17 protein-coding genes are annotated in these 15155 nt (G+C 69.7%); 16 read left to right on the top strand and 1 reads right to left on the bottom strand.

Annotated features, from left to right (window positions below):
• Nucleotides 1–27: 27 nt before the first annotated feature.
• From ftsZ to AC6EKW_RS12595, 16 genes are all read left to right on the top strand, one after another.
• Nucleotides 28–1092 carry a cell division protein FtsZ gene (ftsZ, locus tag AC6EKW_RS12670; RefSeq protein ID WP_498514574.1) on the top strand — a complete coding sequence of 355 codons (1065 nt, stop codon included), beginning with the start codon at nucleotides 28–30 and terminating at the stop codon, nucleotides 1090–1092.
• On the top strand, nucleotides 1061–1810 hold the full coding sequence (locus AC6EKW_RS12665) for a purine nucleoside phosphorylase YfiH/LACC1 family protein (protein WP_273889204.1): 750 nt from the start codon (nucleotides 1061–1063) through the stop codon (nucleotides 1808–1810). The genes ftsZ and AC6EKW_RS12665 overlap by 32 nt, the downstream gene beginning before the upstream one ends.
• Entirely contained in the window at nucleotides 1810–2508 is a 699-nt protein-coding gene (locus AC6EKW_RS12660; protein WP_273889203.1) for a YggS family pyridoxal phosphate-dependent enzyme, read from the top strand. Before AC6EKW_RS12665 ends, AC6EKW_RS12660 begins: the two co-directional genes overlap by 1 nt.
• A gap of 18 nt (nucleotides 2509–2526) precedes the next feature.
• Nucleotides 2527–3090: a cell division protein SepF gene (locus AC6EKW_RS12655; protein WP_498514573.1), complete on the top strand. Its 564-nt coding sequence runs from the start codon at nucleotides 2527–2529 to the stop codon at nucleotides 3088–3090.
• 2 nt (nucleotides 3091–3092) lie between these two features.
• Nucleotides 3093–3902, top strand: a complete 810-nt coding sequence (proC, locus tag AC6EKW_RS12650; protein WP_273889201.1) for a pyrroline-5-carboxylate reductase — start codon at nucleotides 3093–3095, stop codon at nucleotides 3900–3902.
• Between the two features lie 2 nt (nucleotides 3903–3904).
• The gene (locus AC6EKW_RS12645; RefSeq protein WP_273889200.1) at nucleotides 3905–4243 is read left to right on the top strand and encodes a YggT family protein; all 339 of its coding nucleotides are present in this window, start codon (nucleotides 3905–3907) and stop codon (nucleotides 4241–4243) included.
• 6 nt (nucleotides 4244–4249) lie between these two features.
• On the top strand, nucleotides 4250–4921 hold the full coding sequence (locus AC6EKW_RS12640; protein ID WP_498514572.1) for a DivIVA domain-containing protein: 672 nt from the start codon (nucleotides 4250–4252) through the stop codon (nucleotides 4919–4921).
• A complete protein-coding gene (locus AC6EKW_RS12635; protein WP_498514571.1) occupies nucleotides 4914–5225 on the top strand; it encodes a DUF167 domain-containing protein in 312 nt (103 codons plus the stop codon). The genes AC6EKW_RS12640 and AC6EKW_RS12635 overlap by 8 nt, the downstream gene beginning before the upstream one ends.
• Nucleotides 5222–6115: an RluA family pseudouridine synthase gene (locus AC6EKW_RS12630; RefSeq protein ID WP_498514570.1), complete on the top strand. Its 894-nt coding sequence runs from the start codon at nucleotides 5222–5224 to the stop codon at nucleotides 6113–6115. The genes AC6EKW_RS12635 and AC6EKW_RS12630 overlap by 4 nt, the downstream gene beginning before the upstream one ends.
• A 62-nt stretch (nucleotides 6116–6177) precedes the next feature.
• The gene (gene pyrR, locus AC6EKW_RS12625) at nucleotides 6178–6732 is read left to right on the top strand and encodes a bifunctional pyr operon transcriptional regulator/uracil phosphoribosyltransferase PyrR (protein WP_273889196.1); all 555 of its coding nucleotides are present in this window, start codon (nucleotides 6178–6180) and stop codon (nucleotides 6730–6732) included.
• Complete coding sequence (locus tag AC6EKW_RS12620; protein WP_498514569.1) at nucleotides 6722–7639, top strand: aspartate carbamoyltransferase catalytic subunit; 918 nt, start codon at nucleotides 6722–6724, stop codon at nucleotides 7637–7639. Before pyrR ends, AC6EKW_RS12620 begins: the two co-directional genes overlap by 11 nt.
• On the top strand, nucleotides 7636–8946 hold the full coding sequence (locus AC6EKW_RS12615) for a dihydroorotase (RefSeq protein WP_498514568.1): 1311 nt from the start codon (nucleotides 7636–7638) through the stop codon (nucleotides 8944–8946). The genes AC6EKW_RS12620 and AC6EKW_RS12615 overlap by 4 nt, the downstream gene beginning before the upstream one ends.
• Nucleotides 8930–10039, top strand: coding sequence for a glutamine-hydrolyzing carbamoyl-phosphate synthase small subunit (gene carA, locus AC6EKW_RS12610; RefSeq protein ID WP_273889193.1), 1110 nt, complete (start codon nucleotides 8930–8932; stop codon nucleotides 10037–10039). Before AC6EKW_RS12615 ends, carA begins: the two co-directional genes overlap by 17 nt.
• Nucleotide 10040: 1 nt before the next feature.
• On the top strand, nucleotides 10041–13211 hold the full coding sequence (gene carB, locus AC6EKW_RS12605; RefSeq protein ID WP_498514567.1) for a carbamoyl-phosphate synthase large subunit: 3171 nt from the start codon (nucleotides 10041–10043) through the stop codon (nucleotides 13209–13211).
• Nucleotides 13208–13951 carry an iron-sulfur cluster-binding protein gene (locus AC6EKW_RS12600; protein WP_498514566.1) on the top strand — a complete coding sequence of 248 codons (744 nt, stop codon included), beginning with the start codon at nucleotides 13208–13210 and terminating at the stop codon, nucleotides 13949–13951. The genes carB and AC6EKW_RS12600 overlap by 4 nt, the downstream gene beginning before the upstream one ends.
• Nucleotides 13948–14835 carry a dihydroorotate dehydrogenase gene (locus AC6EKW_RS12595; protein ID WP_498514565.1) on the top strand — a complete coding sequence of 296 codons (888 nt, stop codon included), beginning with the start codon at nucleotides 13948–13950 and terminating at the stop codon, nucleotides 14833–14835. The genes AC6EKW_RS12600 and AC6EKW_RS12595 overlap by 4 nt, the downstream gene beginning before the upstream one ends.
• On the opposite strand, the gene AC6EKW_RS12590 is transcribed toward AC6EKW_RS12595, so the two are convergent.
• A complete protein-coding gene (locus AC6EKW_RS12590) occupies nucleotides 14804–15022 on the bottom strand; it encodes a transposase (protein ID WP_498514564.1) in 219 nt (72 codons plus the stop codon). The two genes, AC6EKW_RS12595 and AC6EKW_RS12590, sit on opposite strands and share 32 nt — an antisense overlap.
• Nucleotides 15023–15155: the final 133 nt, after the last annotated feature.

Genomic DNA, 15155 nt, shown 5'->3' with positions numbered 1-15155 from the left:
AGAACAGGCGTTGGAGGAAGAGCACGGATGTTAGACGCGGGCACGAACTATCTGGCGGTCATAAAGGTCGTGGGCATCGGCGGGGGCGGGACCAACGCCGTCAACCGCATGATCAACTCCGGTCTGCAGGGGGTCGAGTTCGTCGCGATCAACACCGACGCGCAGGCGCTGCAGATGTGCGATGCGGACCAGAAGATCCACATCGGGGAGAAGATCACGCGGGGCCTCGGCGCCGGGGCGGATCCGAAGATCGGGATGGAGGCCGCCGAGGAGAACAAGCAGGAGATAGAGGAGGCCCTCAGGGGGGCGGACATGGTCTTCATCACCGCCGGGAAGGGCGGGGGCACGGGGACCGGGGCCGCGCCGGTCGTCGCGAAGATAGCGCGCGAGCTCGGGGCGCTGACGGTCGGGGTGGTGACCCGGCCGTTCACCTTCGAGGGGCGGCGGCGCTCGACCTACGCCGAGGAGGGGATAAAGCGCCTCAAAGAGAACGTCGATTCCCTGATCGTCATCCCCAACGACCGTCTGCTGCAGGTCGCCGAGAAGCGCACCAGCATGATGGACGCCTTCAAGATGGCCGACGACGTGCTGCGCAAGGGCGTGCAGGGGATAACGGACCTGATAACCGTGCCCGGCCTCATAAACCTCGACTTCGCCGACGTACGCACGATCATGCAGAACTCCGGGTCCGCGCTGATGGGCATCGGGGAGTCCAACAGCGAGAACCGCGGCGTGGAGGCGGCTAAGGCGGCCATCTCGAGCCCGCTGCTCGAGGCGAGCATCGAGGGGGCGACCGGGATCATCCTGAACATCACCGGCGGGCCGGACCTCGGGCTCTTCGAGGTCAACGAGGCCGCCGAGATCGTACACGGCGCGGCGCACGAGGATGCGAACCTGATCTTCGGGGCCGTCGTAGACGAGAACTTCGGCGACAAGGTGAGCGTGACGGTCATCGCCACCGGCTTCGACGAGCGTCTCGCCAACCAGCGGCGCGAGCGGCCGGCGTTCGAGCCGCGGGAGAGCGGGTCCTCCTCCGAGGCCGACGGCGACGAGGACTCCCTTGACATCCCCGCGTTCCTGCGCCGCCGCTAGCGGCCTCCACACCGCCCCCGGCGGGGCCGTCTACCTCGCCCCCGAGCCTCAGCCCGAGGGCGCGCGGGTGTGGTTCTTCACCCGGCGTGGGGGCGTCTCGGCTCCACCCTACGCGAGCCTGAACGTCTCCAGGGCGGTCGGGGACGACGAGGAGGCCGTCGCGCAGAACCTGCGCCTGGTCTCCCGGGCGCTCGGGGACGCGCCGAGGGCCTGGGCCGCCCAGGTCGCCGGAGACACGGTGGTCGAGGTCTCCGAGGGCGGCTTCGCCGGGGAGGCCGACGCGCTCGTGAGCCGGGAGCGGGGGCTCGCGCTCACCGTCACCGTGGCCGACTGCGTGCCGGTCGTGCTCGTGGGGGAGGAGCAGGTCGCGATCGTCCACTCCGGCTGGCGGGGGACGCTCGCCGGCATCTCCGGGAAGACCGTCCGGAGCATGCGCTCCCGCCCCCGCCTCGCGTACATAGGGCCCTGCATCCGGCGCTGCTGCTACGAGGTATCGCCCGGGCTCGCCGGGCGCTTCGCGGAGAAGTTCGGGGAAGAGGTCGTCACCGGTCGGATGCTCTCGCTCCCGGAGGCGATACGGCGGGACCTCGAGGATGCCGGGGTGGAGGACGTGTACGACCTCGGGGTGTGCACGGGGTGCACGCCCGAGCTCTTTTTCTCCAACCGCAAGGAGAAGCCGAAGACCGGCAGGAACCTGGCGGCGGTGATGAGGCTCTGATGCGGGTCTCCTCGCGCACCATACGCGAGAACCTAGAGGAGGTCGAGCGAAACGTGGCGCGCGCCCTCGAGCGCGGCGGCCGCACCGGGGAAGAGGTGCGGGTGCTCGTCGCGACGAAATACTTCGAGCCCGAGCAGATGTCCGCGCTCGCCGGGGCCGGGGCGCGCCTGGTCGGGGAGAACCGGCTGCAGGATCTCGTGCGCAAGCAGGAGATCTTCGGCGAGACCTTCGAGTGGCACTTCATCGGGCACCTCCAGCGGCGCAAGGCGAAGGAGGTGGTGCGCAGGGTCAGCCTCATACACTCGGTAGACTCCGTGCGGCTCGTCGAGGAGCTCGCGAAGCGCGCCCCGGAGGGTGGTGGGGTGCCCGTGCTCCTGCAGGTCAACGTCAGCGGGGAGGAGTCCAAATACGGCGTGCCGGAGGGCGAGGTGGAGAGGCTCCTCGAGGCGGCCGCCGCGACCGGGGGGAAGGTCTCCGTGCGCGGGTTCATGACGATGGCCCCGCTGGTTGAAGATGCAGAAGATGTGCGCTATGTTTTCGCGAGGTTAAGAGCCATTCGCGATCGTCTCAGGGAATCCTGGCGCGGATGCTTCGACCTTTCGGAGCTCTCGATGGGCATGAGCAACGATTACACGGTCGCCGTCGAGGAAGGGGCCACCATAGTAAGGATAGGGCGCACGCTGATACGGGAGGGTTGAGCCCTTTGAGGAGGCGAGATGGGAGTTAAGGACAGCTTCGGACGCATGGCGGCGTGGTTCGGCTTCGGGGTGGACGAGGACGACTACTACCTCGAGGAAGAGGAGGAGGGCGTGCGGGCCAGGGGAGAGTCCGCGCGCCAGCGGGAGATAGAACCCGAGCCCACCGTCAGGAGGCTCGGGCGCTCCGAGCGCTCCCCGTCCTCCTCCTACGGGGGCTCCTCGCTCGGGGACCTCTTCGGCGAGAGCCGGGAGCGATCCTCCGGAAGTGCGCCGGCGCGCCTGCGGGCCGTCCCCGACCAGCGCCCGACGCGGGTGAGCGTGGTCGAGCCCACGAGCTTCAACGACGCGCAGGATCTCGCGGACCGCTTCAAGCGCCAGCAGCCGGTGATCCTCAACCTGCAGAACGTGGACTCCGACCTCTCGCGGCGGATGGTCGACTTCTGCTCCGGGCTCACGTACGCGCTGGAGGGTCAGATCCAGACGGTCGCCAGCCGGGTCTTCCTGCTGACGCCGCGCAACGTCGAGGTCTCCGCCGAGGAGCGCAAGCGCCTCGCCGAGCGGGCTTTCTTCAACCAGCTCTGAGCATGGAAGGGACGGGCCGCAAGAGGCGAGTCGGGATAATCGGGGCCGGCAAGATCGGGGGCTCGCTCCTGGTACGGCTCGCCGCATCGGGGGACTACGAGCTTTCGGTGAGCGACACCCACCCCGAGAGGCTCGCCGAGTACGAGAGGTCCTACGGCGTCGGCGCGGCATCCTCCAACGCGGAGCTCGCCGAAGGATGCGAGATAATCATCGTGGCGGTCAAGCCCTGGGACGTCGCCGGGGTGCTGCGCGAGATCTACCCGGCGGTCGAGGACACCGGGAAGGCCGTGACCAGCGTGGCCGCAGGGATCTCCATCGCCGCGATCGAGGATGGGCTGCCGCCGGGGACGGCGGTGTTGCGGGTGATGCCGAACGTGTGCGCCTCGGTCGGGTTGGGGTCGGCCGTGGTCACGTCGAACGAGCCGGGTAGGCGCCTGCTGCCGGAGGTCATGGCGATCTTCCGGCACGTGGGGGACGTGATCGAGCTTCCCGAGCGCCTCTTCGACGCGGCGACGGCGCTGCACGGATCTGGGCCGGCCTACGTGGCGCTGTTCGCCGACGCCCTGATCCAGGCCGGTGTACGCGAGGGCATCCCGCGCGAGGTGGCCCGTCGGCTGGTGAACGCCACGCTGCAGGGAACGGCGGTCCTGCTCAAGGAGCAGAGCCCGCACCAGGTGCGCGACGAGGTGATGACGCCGGGGGGGACGACCGCCGCGGCGTTCGTCGCGATGGAGAAGGCCGGTTTCGTCGGCGCCGTCTACGACGGGGTCAACGCCGCGGCCGAGCGGGCGCGCGGGCTGGGCGGTAAGTAGCGGTGGCCCTCCTCCTGCAGTCGTTCGGCTTCAGCGTGGCCTCGCTTCTCGCGGGCGTGGTCGTCTACTTCTACTACATCCTGTTCGCCTTCATCCTGATAAACGTGCTCTTGAGCTGGTTCCCGGGGTATCCCTCGAACAGCTTCCTGCAGGCGCTCTACGACATCGTCGGCAGCGTGGTGCGGCCGATCCTCTCCCCCATAAGGCGGGCGATACCCGCGTTGCAGTTCGGTGGGATCGCGCTCGACCTCTCGCCGATCATAGCCTTGATCGGGCTCTCGATAGCGCGTAGTCTACTGCTCTCGATCATCGCGAACTTCATCCGACCTGTGACGGGGTGATGAGCCATGAGCATCAAGCCGCTCGATATCCGAAACAAGGAGTTCGGCCGCAGCTTCCGGGGGTACGACACCGCCCAGGTGGAGGACTTCCTTGAGACGGTCGCCGACGAGTTCGAGCGCATCTACACCGAGAACATCAAGATAAACGAGGAGATCTCGAGCGTAAGGGAGCGCCTGGAGCAGTTCGAGGAGCTCGAGTCTTCGATCCGCGAGGCGCTGGTTCAGGCGGAGAAGGCGGCCGAGGACGTGCGCGAGAGCGCGAAGAGGGAGGCCGAGAGCCTCCGGCTGAACGCCAACCGCGAGGCGGAGCTCATCGTGCGGGAGGCGCGGACGAAGGCCTCCCAGATGCTCTCCGACGCCTCCGCGCGTATCGAGCAGGCACGCTCCTCCTACGAGGCACTCAAGGCGGCGAAGGAACGGTTCGCCTCGGATTTCAGGGAGCTGCTCAGCGGCTACCTGCGGGTGATGGAGGGGGCGGAGGTGGCCTCGGCCAGGGAGATCGAAGCCTCGCTCAGGGAGCGGCTCGACCTGCACGCCGTGCGCGCCCTGCAGGAGGAAGAGCCTCCAGATGAGGAGGCCCGCCCGGCGGAAGAGGAGACGCAGGTGCTGGAGGGGCGGGAGGAAGGAGATCCGCCGCAGGCCGGCGAAGAGGAGGAGGCGGCCTCCGGGCGTGGATGAGGGGTTCCTGGAGGCCGGCGACGGTGGGACGCTGCTGAGGGTGCACGTCTCGCCGGGGAGCGGGCGCAGCCGGATCGCGGGAAGCTACGGCGGGAATGCGCTCAAGGTCCGGGTGGGCGCCCCGCCCACACAGGGCCGGGCCAACGCCGAATTGCGCCGATTCGTCGCCGGTCTGCTCGGGATGAAGCCCTCCGACGTGGAGCTGGTGCGCGGTTCTTCGGCTCGTGAGAAGGTGCTCTTCCTGAAGGGTGTGGAGCCGGAGGGCGTCGCCGGGGCCTTCGACGAATACCTGCGCGGCGGGTGAGCACCGGGCGGTTCGAGATCTCCCCCGGGGACGAGGGCGAGCGGCTCGACAGGCTCGCCGCGGAGCGCCTCGGGATCAGCCGCAGCGCCGTGCAGCGTATGATCCGCGACGGAGAGCTCCTGGTGGATGGCGCCCCTTCTACCCCCTCCTACCGGGTGCGCGGCGGTGAGCGCGTGGAGGCCCGCCTCCCCGAGACGGTTCCCTCGCCCGAGGAGATCCCGGTTCCCGTCGTCTACGAGGACGAGCACCTGCTGGTCGTGGACAAGCCCGCCGGGCTCGTGGTGCATCCGGGCGCGGGCAACCCCTCCGGGACGCTCGTGAACGCGCTCCTGGACCGGGGCATCGCGGGCGGGGACGACCCGCAGAGGCCGGGGATCGTCCACCGGCTGGACCGGGACACCTCGGGGCTCATGACCCTGGCGAAAGGGGAGCCGGCGTACTCGCGGCTCGTGGAGATGATGGCCGCCCGGCGGGTGCGGAGGATCTACCGGGCGCTCGTCGTGGGGGAGGGGCTGCCCGAGACCGGCACGATAGACTCCCCGGTCGGGCGCGACCCGGAGCGCCCGGCGCTGATGGCCGCCGGGGTGGGGAGGCCCGCCGTCACCCACTTCGAGGTGCTGCGGGAGGCCGCCGGGCACACGATGCTCAGGGTGCGCCTGGAGACGGGGAGGACGCACCAGATCCGGGTGCATCTCGCCGCCATAGGCTACCCGGTCTACGCCGACCCGCTCTACGGCAAACCCGTCCCTGGCAGGAGGCTCTGGCTGCACGCCGAGCACCTCGCCTTCGAGCACCCGGTCACCGGGGAGAGGATGGAGTTCCGCTCGCCGATCCCGGAGGAATTGCGCGAGGCCGCGCACGCGCTTGATTCATGCTTCGCACTCTGGTAATTTGACCGGAAACACTGGCCATCCTTTAACGGCGTCCCGTGAGACGCGAAGGAGGTGATCTTTTGGGTGTCTCAGGCACCAACGAAAGGGTGCGCGCGGAGATACTCTCCCCGGACGTCCTCGCCCGCTCCCTGAGGCGCATCTCGCACGAGATCCTGGAGAGAAACGCATCCCGGCTCGACGACCTCGCGCTCGTCGGCATACTCACGCGCGGGGTGCCGCTCGCGCACAGGATCTCGGAGAACATCCGCCGCTTCGAAGGGATCGAGGTCCCGGTGGGATCTCTGGACATCACGCTGCACCGCGACGACCTGACGGATGATGAACCCGAGGTCAGGGGCAGCCGCATCCCGTTCGAGGTCGAGGGCCGGATCGTCATCCTGGTCGATGACGTGCTCTTCACCGGCCGGACGGCGCGGGCGGCGATGGACGCTTTGCTCGAGCGGGGCCGCCCGGCGGCGATACAGCTCGCGATCCTTATCGACCGCGGACACCGGGAGCTCCCGATCCGGGCGGACTACGTGGGCAAGAACGTCCCGACCTCGCTCGACGAGCGGGTGCGGGTGAGGCTGGTCGAGACCGACGGGGAGGATGGGGTGATCACCGTTGAGCGCTAGGGACTTCATCTCGCTGGAGAACGTCGGGAGGGAGGAGCTCCTCGAGGTGATGGAGCTCGCGCGAGATCAAGAGGAGGGGCGCCTCGGCCGCCTGCTCGAGGGCAGGACGGTCTGCCTCGCCTTCTTCGAGCCCTCGACGAGGACCGCGGCCTCCTTCGAGCTCGCGGCGCGGCGGGCCGGGGCCGACGTGGTCTCGCTCTCGTCGGGGACCTCCTCGATCTCGAAGGGCGAGTCGCTGGTGGACACGGTGGTGACCCTGGACCGGCTCGGGATGGACGCGCTCATCATCCGGCACCCGGCGGCCGGGGCGGCCTCTCTCGCCTCGAGGCACACCTCCGCCGCGGTGATAAACGCCGGGGACGGCTGCGGGCAGCACCCCACGCAGGCGCTCCTCGACCTCTACGCCCTTAGCAAATCCCTCGGCGGATTCGAGGAGCTCGCCGGTCGGCGGGCGGCGATCGTCGGGGACATCCTGCACAGCCGGGTGGCGCGCAGCGTGATCCCGGCCTTCGGGACGGCGGGGATCGAGGTCTCGCTCGTGGCTCCTGCCACCCTCCTGCCGCGCGAGGCGGACGTGTGGGGGCTTCCGGTCCTCGGCTCGGTCGACGAGGCGCTCGAGTGGGGGGCGGAGGTGCTCTACATGCTCCGGCTGCAGAAGGAGAGGATGAGCGGCGCGCTCGTCCCCTCGGTCGCCGAGTACGCCCGCTACTACGGGGTCGGGCGACGCCACCTGCGGCCCGGCGTGCGGGTGATGCACCCGGGGCCGGTGAACCGGGGCGTCGAGATCGCCTCGGACGTCGTCCTCGACGATAGCTCGCTCATACCCGATCAGGTATCCGCCGGGATCGCGGTGCGTACCGCCGTGCTCGCGCTCGCGACCGGCTCGGTGGAGAGGGCGGCGGCGTGAGCACGCGCAGCGGAGCGGACCGCGAGCTCGTCATCCGCGGGGCGCACGTCCTCGACCCCTCCTCCGGACTCGACGGGGTGATGGACGTGCGCATCAGCGGCGGGCGCGTGGCCGAGGTGGGGGAGGATCTGCACGGGGTGCGTGAGCTGGATGCCTCCGGGCTGCACCTCTTTCCCGGCTTCGTCGACGTGCACGCCCACTGGCGGACGCCGGGGCGCGAAGAGGAGGAGGACCTCGAGAGCGGTTCGGCGGCGGCCGCGGCGGGCGGGTTCACGGGCGTGGTGATGATGCCGAACACCGACCCGGTGCTGGACAGACCCGCGCTCGTCTCGGGCCTCGTGCGGCGGGTGGAGCGGGAGTCGAGGGTGCGGGCGTACGTCGCCGCGGCGCTGCACGCCGGGCTCGCCGGGAGCGAGCTCACCGAGATGCGCCTGCTGAAGGAAGCGGGGGCGCTGTGCGTCTCGGACGACGGGCCCGGCACGCAGAACGCCGACGTCTTGAGGAGCGGGATGCTCTACGCCCGCTCGGCGGGGCTCGCGGTCCTGCTGCACTGCGAGGACCGCTCGCTCGCGAAGGGCGTGGTGCACGACGGGGTCGCGGCGGCGCTCGCCGGGGTTCCGGCGACGCCCGCGAGCGCCGAGGACGCCGCCACGGCGACGGCGCTCGTCCTCGCCGCCGAGACCGGGGCGAGGGTGCATATAACCCACGTCTCGACCGCGCTCTCGGCCGCGCTCGTAGGTTTCTTCAAGGGGCGCGCCGGCGTCACCGCGGATACCACCCCACACCACCTGACCCTGACCGACGACCTGGTGCGCACGCTCGAGGGGCTCTACCGGGTCAACCCGCCCCTCAGGCCCGAGGGGGACCGCCGAGGGGTGATCGAAGCTCTGCGCGACGGGACGCTCGACTTCGTCGCGACCGACCACGCCCCGCACGCGGCGCAGAGGAAGGAGCTCCCGCTGCAGGAGGCCGCCCCGGGTTTCCTCGGGCACGAGACGGCCTTCGCGGCCCTCTACACGGAGCTTGTGCTGGGGGGATCTCTCCCGCTCTCCCGCCTCGTCGAGGCGATGAGCTGCGCGCCGGGACGATGGGTCGGGGGGCTCGGGAGCCTCGCCGTGGGGGCCCCGGCGGACATCGCGCTCGCCGACCTCGAGGAGGAGTGGACCGTGGAGCGGGAGAGCCTCTCGAGCCGCTCGCACAACAGCCCCTACCTGGGGAGGAGGATGAGGGGCAGGATCGTGGGTACCATAGTCGGAGGAGAGCTCGTACACGACAGGATGGGAGCGAAGCTTGGAGTACGGACGTAACAAGGCCCTGGTCGTTCTGGAGGACGGGACGGCCTTCCGGGGATGGAGTTTCGCCGGCGAGGGCGAGACGGCCGGCGAGGTGGTCTTCACGACGAGCATGGTCGGCTACCAGGAGACGATCACTGACCCCTCCTACCGGGGTCAGATCGTGCTGTTCACCTACCCCCTGATCGGCAACTACGGCGTCATCCCCGGCGACGAGGAATCCAGGCGGGTGCAGGCCGCGGGCGTTTTGGTGCGCGAGTACACCCCCTACCACAGCAACTGGGCGAGCGAGCGCTCGCTCGCGGAGATGCTCGATGAGGCCGGGGTGATCGGGGTAGAGGGCATAGACACCCGCGCGCTCACCCGCCACATCCGCACGGCGGGTGCGATGCGCGGCGTGATCTCGACCGAGACCGACGACGTCCAGGCCCTCAGGGAGAAGGCCCGCTCCCACCCGCAGATGGTCGGGCTCGACCTCGCCTCTTCGAGCGCCCAGCTCACCGAGCCCACGCTGTTGCCCGCCATCGGCGAGGAGCGTTGCCGCATCGCCGCTCTCGACTACGGGGTGAAGGGTTCGATCTACCGCGAGCTCAGGAGCCGCGGCGCCTCGGTGCTCGCCCTGCCCGGCGCCACGCCCCCGCAGGAGATCCTCGCCTCCTCTCCCGACGGGCTCTTCCTCTCCAACGGTCCCGGCGACCCGGCGGCGCTCGAAGCGGCGATAGAGCGCCTCAAACCGCTGCTCGGTGAGCTCCCGGTCTTCGGCATCTGCCTGGGGCACCAGCTCCTCGGGCTCGCGCTCGGCTGCGAGACGTACAAGATGCCCTTCGGGCACCACGGGGCGAACCACCCGGTGAGGAACCTTTCGACCGGGCGCATCGAAATCACCTCGCAGAACCACGGTTTCGCGATCCGGGAGGAGACGATGCCCGAGGGCGTCGCGCTCACCCACCGCAACCTCTACGACGGCACGGTCGAGGGGCTCCGCTGCGACGCCGCGGGCGCCTGGAGCGTGCAGTACCACCCCGAGTCGAGCCCCGGACCGCGCGACTCGGGCTACCTCTTCGACGAGTTCGTCGCGGCGGCCTCCGGCGGAAAGGTGGTGGCCTAGCATGCCCCGGCGCGAGGACATAGAGAGCATACTCATCATCGGCTCCGGGCCGATCGTGATCGGGCAGGCCGCCGAGTTCGACTACTCGGGCACCCAGGCCTGCCGCGCGCTGCGCGACGAGGGCTACCGGGTCATCCTGGTCAACTCGAACCCGGCGACGATCATGACCGACCCCGAGGTGGCCGATACCACCTACATCGAGCCGCTCGACGCCGAGACGGTCGCTGAGATCCTGCGCCGCGAGCGGCCCGACGCCCTGCTCCCGACCCTGGGCGGCCAGACCGCCCTCAACATCTCCGTCGAGCTCTACGAGGCGGGCGTCCTCGACGAGCTCGGCGTGGAGCTGCTCGGGGCGTCGGTCGATTCGATCCGCAAGGCCGAGGACCGCGAGCTCTTCCACGACGCGATGGAGCGTATCGGCCTCAAGGTCCCCGAGAGCAGGACCGTGAAGAGCGTCGCCGAGGCCGAGGAGCTCGCCGAGAAGATCGGACTGCCCCTCATCATCCGCCCCAGCTTCACCCTGGGCGGTAAGGGCGGCTCGATGGCGACCACCCTCGAGGGGCTCCGGCGCTCGGTCGCCGAAGGGCTCGCCGCGAGCCCCGTCCACAGCGTCCTCGTCGAGCGCAGCATCGCCGGCTGGAAGGAGTTCGAGCTCGAGGTCATGCGCGACCTCGACGACAACGTCGTCATCATCTGCTCCATAGAGAACGTCGACCCCATGGGCGTCCACACCGGCGACTCCATCACCGTCGCCCCCGCCCAGACCCTCTCCGACAAGCAGTACCAGGCCCTCCGTACCGCAGCTATACGCATAATACGGGAGATCGGGGTACAGACGGGGGGATCGAACATCCAGTTCGCGGTCGATCCGGGGAGCGACGACTTCTATGTGATCGAGATGAACCCGCGCGTCTCGCGTTCGAGTGCGCTGGCGAGCAAGGCGACGGGTTTTCCGATCGCGAAGATCGCGGCCAAGCTCGCTTGCGGGCTGAGGCTGGATGAGATCCCGAACGACATCACGGGGGTGACCCCGGCCTCCTTCGAGCCGGCGCTCGATTACGTGGTCACCAAGATCCCGCGCTTCGCGTTCGAGAAGTTCCCCGGGGCGGCGCCGCGGCTGACGACCCGGATGCATTCGGTCGGGGAGGTGATGGCGGTCGGCAGGACGTTCACCGAGAGCCTCCTGAAGGCGATGGCGTCGCTCGAGGTCGAGCCGCAGGACGTAAAAGCCGAGCTCGACGAGCCGAACCCGTACCGCATCTTCGCCATCTTCGAGGCGCTTCGGGCCGGGATGGACATCCCCGAGATATACCGCAGGACCAGGATCGACCCGTTCTTCATCGCCTCGGTCGCCCGGATCGTCGCCGCCGAGGGGGCGGTGCAGCCCGAGATGCAGCCCGAGGAGCTGCTCGAGGCGAAGCGGGTCGGGCTCTCCGATGCGGCGATAGCCGCGGCGGCCGGGACCCGGACCGACGTGATCCGGGGCGTCAGGAGGATGCTCGGCATCCGGCCGACCTACAAGGCGGTCGACACCTGCGCCGCCGAGTTTCCGGCCCGCACGCCGTACTACTACTCCACCTACGAGGAGGAGGACGAGGTCGAGCGGGGGGAGAACCGTTCGATCGTGGTGCTCGGGAGCGGGCCGAACAGGATCGGGCAGGGGGTCGAGTTCGACTACGCCTGCGTGCACGCCAGCTACGCGATAAAGGAGAGCGGCTACGACGCGGTGATAGTCAACTCCAACCCCGAGACCGTCTCGACCGACTACGACACCTCGACCCGGCTCTACTTCGAGCCGCTCGACGCCGAGCACGTGCTCGAGGTCATCCGGAGGGAGAGGCCGGAGGGGGTCATCCTGCAGTTCGGCGGGCAGAGCCCCCTGAAGCTCGCGCGGGAGCTCGAGCGGGAGGGCGTGAGGATCCTCGGCACCCCCTCCGAGGCGATAGACCTCGCCGAGGACCGCTCCCGTTTCGGACGTCTCCTGGAGGAGCTTGGGATGCCGCACCCCCGCTTCGGTGCGGCCCGGAGCGCCGAGGAGGCCCGGGCGGTCGCGCGCGAGGTGGGCTACCCGGTCGTCGTCCGGCCCTCCTACGTGCTCGGGGGGCGCCGGATGGAGATCGTCTACACCGAGGAAGAACTGGACCGCTACCTGGAGTCGGAGGCCGGTGCCACGCCCGAGCACCCGACCCTCATCGACCGCTTCATGGAGGACCACGTCGAGGTGGACGTGGACGCGGTGTGCGACGGGGAGCGGGTCTACATCGGTGGGATCATGGAACACATCGAGGAGGCCGGCGTCCACTCCGGGGATTCCTCGTGCGTCATACCCCCGATCACGCTGCCGCGTCCGGTCGTGGCGAAGATCGAAGAGTACACCCGGAGCCTGGCGCTCGCGCTCGGCGTTGTCGGCCTGATGAACGTGCAGTACGTCGTGCGGGGCGAGGAGGTGCTCGTCATCGAGTGCAACCCGCGCGCCTCGCGCACGGTCCCGTTCGTCTCCAAGGCGACCGGGGTGCCGCTCGCCAAGATCGCCACCCGCGTCCTGCTCGGCGAGAAGCTCGCGGAGATGCGGCTCGAGGGGAGCCGTCCGGAGCACTTCTCGGTCAAGGCGCCGGTCCTGCCGTTCGAGCGGTTTGCGGACGTGGACCCGCTGCTCGGCCCCGAGATGCGCTCGACCGGGGAGACGATGGGCATAGACGAGACCTTCGGCGGGGCGTTCGCCAAAGCCCTCTCCGCGGCAGGGCAGCCGCTGCCGGTCTCCGGTAGGGTCTACGTCTCGGTCAACGACCGGGACAAGCGGGCCGTGGTCCTGCTGGCGCGGGCGTTCGCCGACCTGGGGTTCGAGATCCTGGCGAGCGAGGGGACCGCGGAGGTATTGCGCAGCAACGGCCTCTCCGTCGGGGTGGTGCCCAAGATCGGGGAGCCGGGGAAGGACGTGCTCGCGCTCATCGAGGTGGGGGAGGTGGACCTGATCGTGAACACCCCCGGCGGGCGGGGGCGTCGGGAGCGCACCGACGGCTACGCAATAAGGCGCGGGGCGCTCATGCACGGGGTGCCGTGCATAACCACGCTCTCGGCGGCCGCCGCGGCGGTGCAGGGGATAGAGTCGAAGATCCGGGGCAAGGCCCGCAGCGTGCGTGCGCTGCAGGGTTTGTATCCCGCCAGAGCGTGAGGCTGCGCGAGGCGGAGATCGTCTCTCGCGAGGACCTGGGCTCCCACCGTCTGCTCCGGTGTCGCTGGCGGGGCGAAGTCCCCTCGCCCGGGCAGTTCCTGATGGTCCGTCCCGGGGGGAGCACCCTTTCTTACGACCCCTTCCTCTCGCGACCCTTCTTCGTCCACGACTTCGAGGGGGACGTTGTCTCTCTTTTGTTCGAGGTCCGCGGCCGGGGCACCGAACTTCTCGCCCGCGAGGAGGGGGATCTGCTCCTCGGTGGGCCGCTCGGGCGCGGCTACCCGCTCCCGGAGGCGGGGCCGGTCGTGCTCGTCGGCGGGGGGGTGTGGGTCTCTCCGCTCGGGTTCCTCGCCCGGCGCCTGGAGGAGCTGGGTGTGGAGCACGAGGTCTTCCTGGAAGTGCCGGCTGGTGCTCCAGAGGCCTACGTGGAGGGGCTGCGCGGCCTGTTCCCGGGGGCGGAGCTCGTACCGACCGGGCCCGATGGTCCCCCGGGAGCCCTGCTCGGGGCCATCGGGGACCTCTCGCGCTACCGCGCGCTCTACGCCAGCGGCCCGGCGGCCACCCTGCGGGCGGTGGCCGGAGCCGGCGTCCCCGCGTACCTCGCCGTGCGCGAGCGGATGGCCTGCGGCACCGGCGCCTGCCGGGGCTGCGCCGTCCCGGTTCGCCGCCCGGGCGGCCTCTCCTACGCCCGGGCCTGTGCGGAGGGGCCGGTCTTCGCCGCAGAGGAGATCGCGTGGTGAGGGAAACCCTCGAGGTCGAGCTGTGCGGCCTCCGGCTGCGCACCCCGCTCGTCCCGGCGGCGGGCACGCTTTCCAGAGAGGAGCTGCCGGAGGTCGCGGGGGCATTCGGGGCCGTGCTGCCGAAGACGGTGACGCTCGAGCCGCGCCCGGGCAACCCTCCTCCCCGGATAGCCGAGGCCCCATCCGGCATGATCAACTCGATCGGGCTCGAGAACCCCGGGCTGGACGCCTTCCTCTCGGAGCTCGACCTCTACGACGTCGGGCTCCCCGTCTTCGTCTCGGTCGCGGGGGAGACGCCCGGGGAGTTCGCCCGGGTGTGCCGGAGGCTCGCGGGTGACGAACGGGTGGCCGCCGTGGAGCTGAACCTCTCCTGCCCCAACACCGAGAGGGGAGAAGAGACTTTCTGCTCGCATCCCCCCTCCGTCGAGGAGGTGGTCTCGGCCTGCCGGGAGGCTATGCCGCAGAAACCCCTCTTCGCCAAGCTCGCGAGCGAGCGGGTCCTGGAGAACTCTTTAGCAGCCGGGCGCGCCGGGGCCGACGCCGTAACGCTCATAAACACCATCCCGGCGCTCGCGGTGGACGCCCGCACGCGGCGGGTCTTCCTGGCGGGAGGACTCTCCGGACCCGCGATAAAGCCCGTGGCGCTCCGCTGCGTCCACCAGGTCTCCCGCACCGTGGAGGTCCCGGTCATCGGCTGCGGCGGCGTCGTGAGCGGCACCGACGTCGCCGAGTTCATGCTCGCCGGAGCCACGGCCGTCCAGGTGGGCTCCGGGAGCTTCGTCAGGGATGTGCGTGAGATCCTGGAAGGGTTTTTATCCTACCTGGAGGAGAACGGCCTGCGTGCCCGCGACCTTACGGAGAGTTCGGTGCCGCCGCGGCCCTGACGGTCTGTTCGTCGAGATCGTATCTCACGTACCACCTTGTGGAGAAGCGGCTGGAGACGATGCGCATCAGTTCCCTCTCACTGTGGATACCTTCGTGGAACATGGCCGGTTGCGAACGAAAGAACACCTCGGGGTCTATGCTCGGGCGGCCGGATGTGGAGTAGCGATCCTCCGCCAGTTCCCTCACGATCCTGCTCGGAAACCTACCGTTCTGGATATCGTCCAGGGTTGGGCCTGGCTTCGTAGATGGATAAACCGGCCTCGTGCGCAGCGTCCGTGAGCCGGACATCGAAGGCGAGGAAACGCAGGTCCTCAAACCT

The organism is Rubrobacter sp. M3-4 (assembly GCF_059772285.1).
Note: the sequence above shows the minus strand (reverse complement) of the source record. Positions and strands in the feature narration are given on the sequence as shown.

Bases quoted from the DNA above. Each gene is read 5' to 3' on its own strand.
- ftsZ (WP_498514574.1), top strand. From the start codon at position 28: ATGTTAGACGCGGGCACGAACTATCTGGCGGTCATAAAGGTCGTGGGC.
- AC6EKW_RS12660 (WP_273889203.1), top strand. From the start codon at position 1,810: ATGCGGGTCTCCTCGCGCACCATACGCGAGAACCTAGAGGAGGTCGAG.
- AC6EKW_RS12655 (WP_498514573.1), top strand. From the start codon at position 2,527: ATGGGAGTTAAGGACAGCTTCGGACGCATGGCGGCGTGGTTCGGCTTC.
- proC (WP_273889201.1), top strand. From the start codon at position 3,093: ATGGAAGGGACGGGCCGCAAGAGGCGAGTCGGGATAATCGGGGCCGGC.
- AC6EKW_RS12640 (WP_498514572.1), top strand. From the start codon at position 4,250: ATGAGCATCAAGCCGCTCGATATCCGAAACAAGGAGTTCGGCCGCAGC.
- carB (WP_498514567.1), top strand. From the start codon at position 10,041: ATGCCCCGGCGCGAGGACATAGAGAGCATACTCATCATCGGCTCCGGG.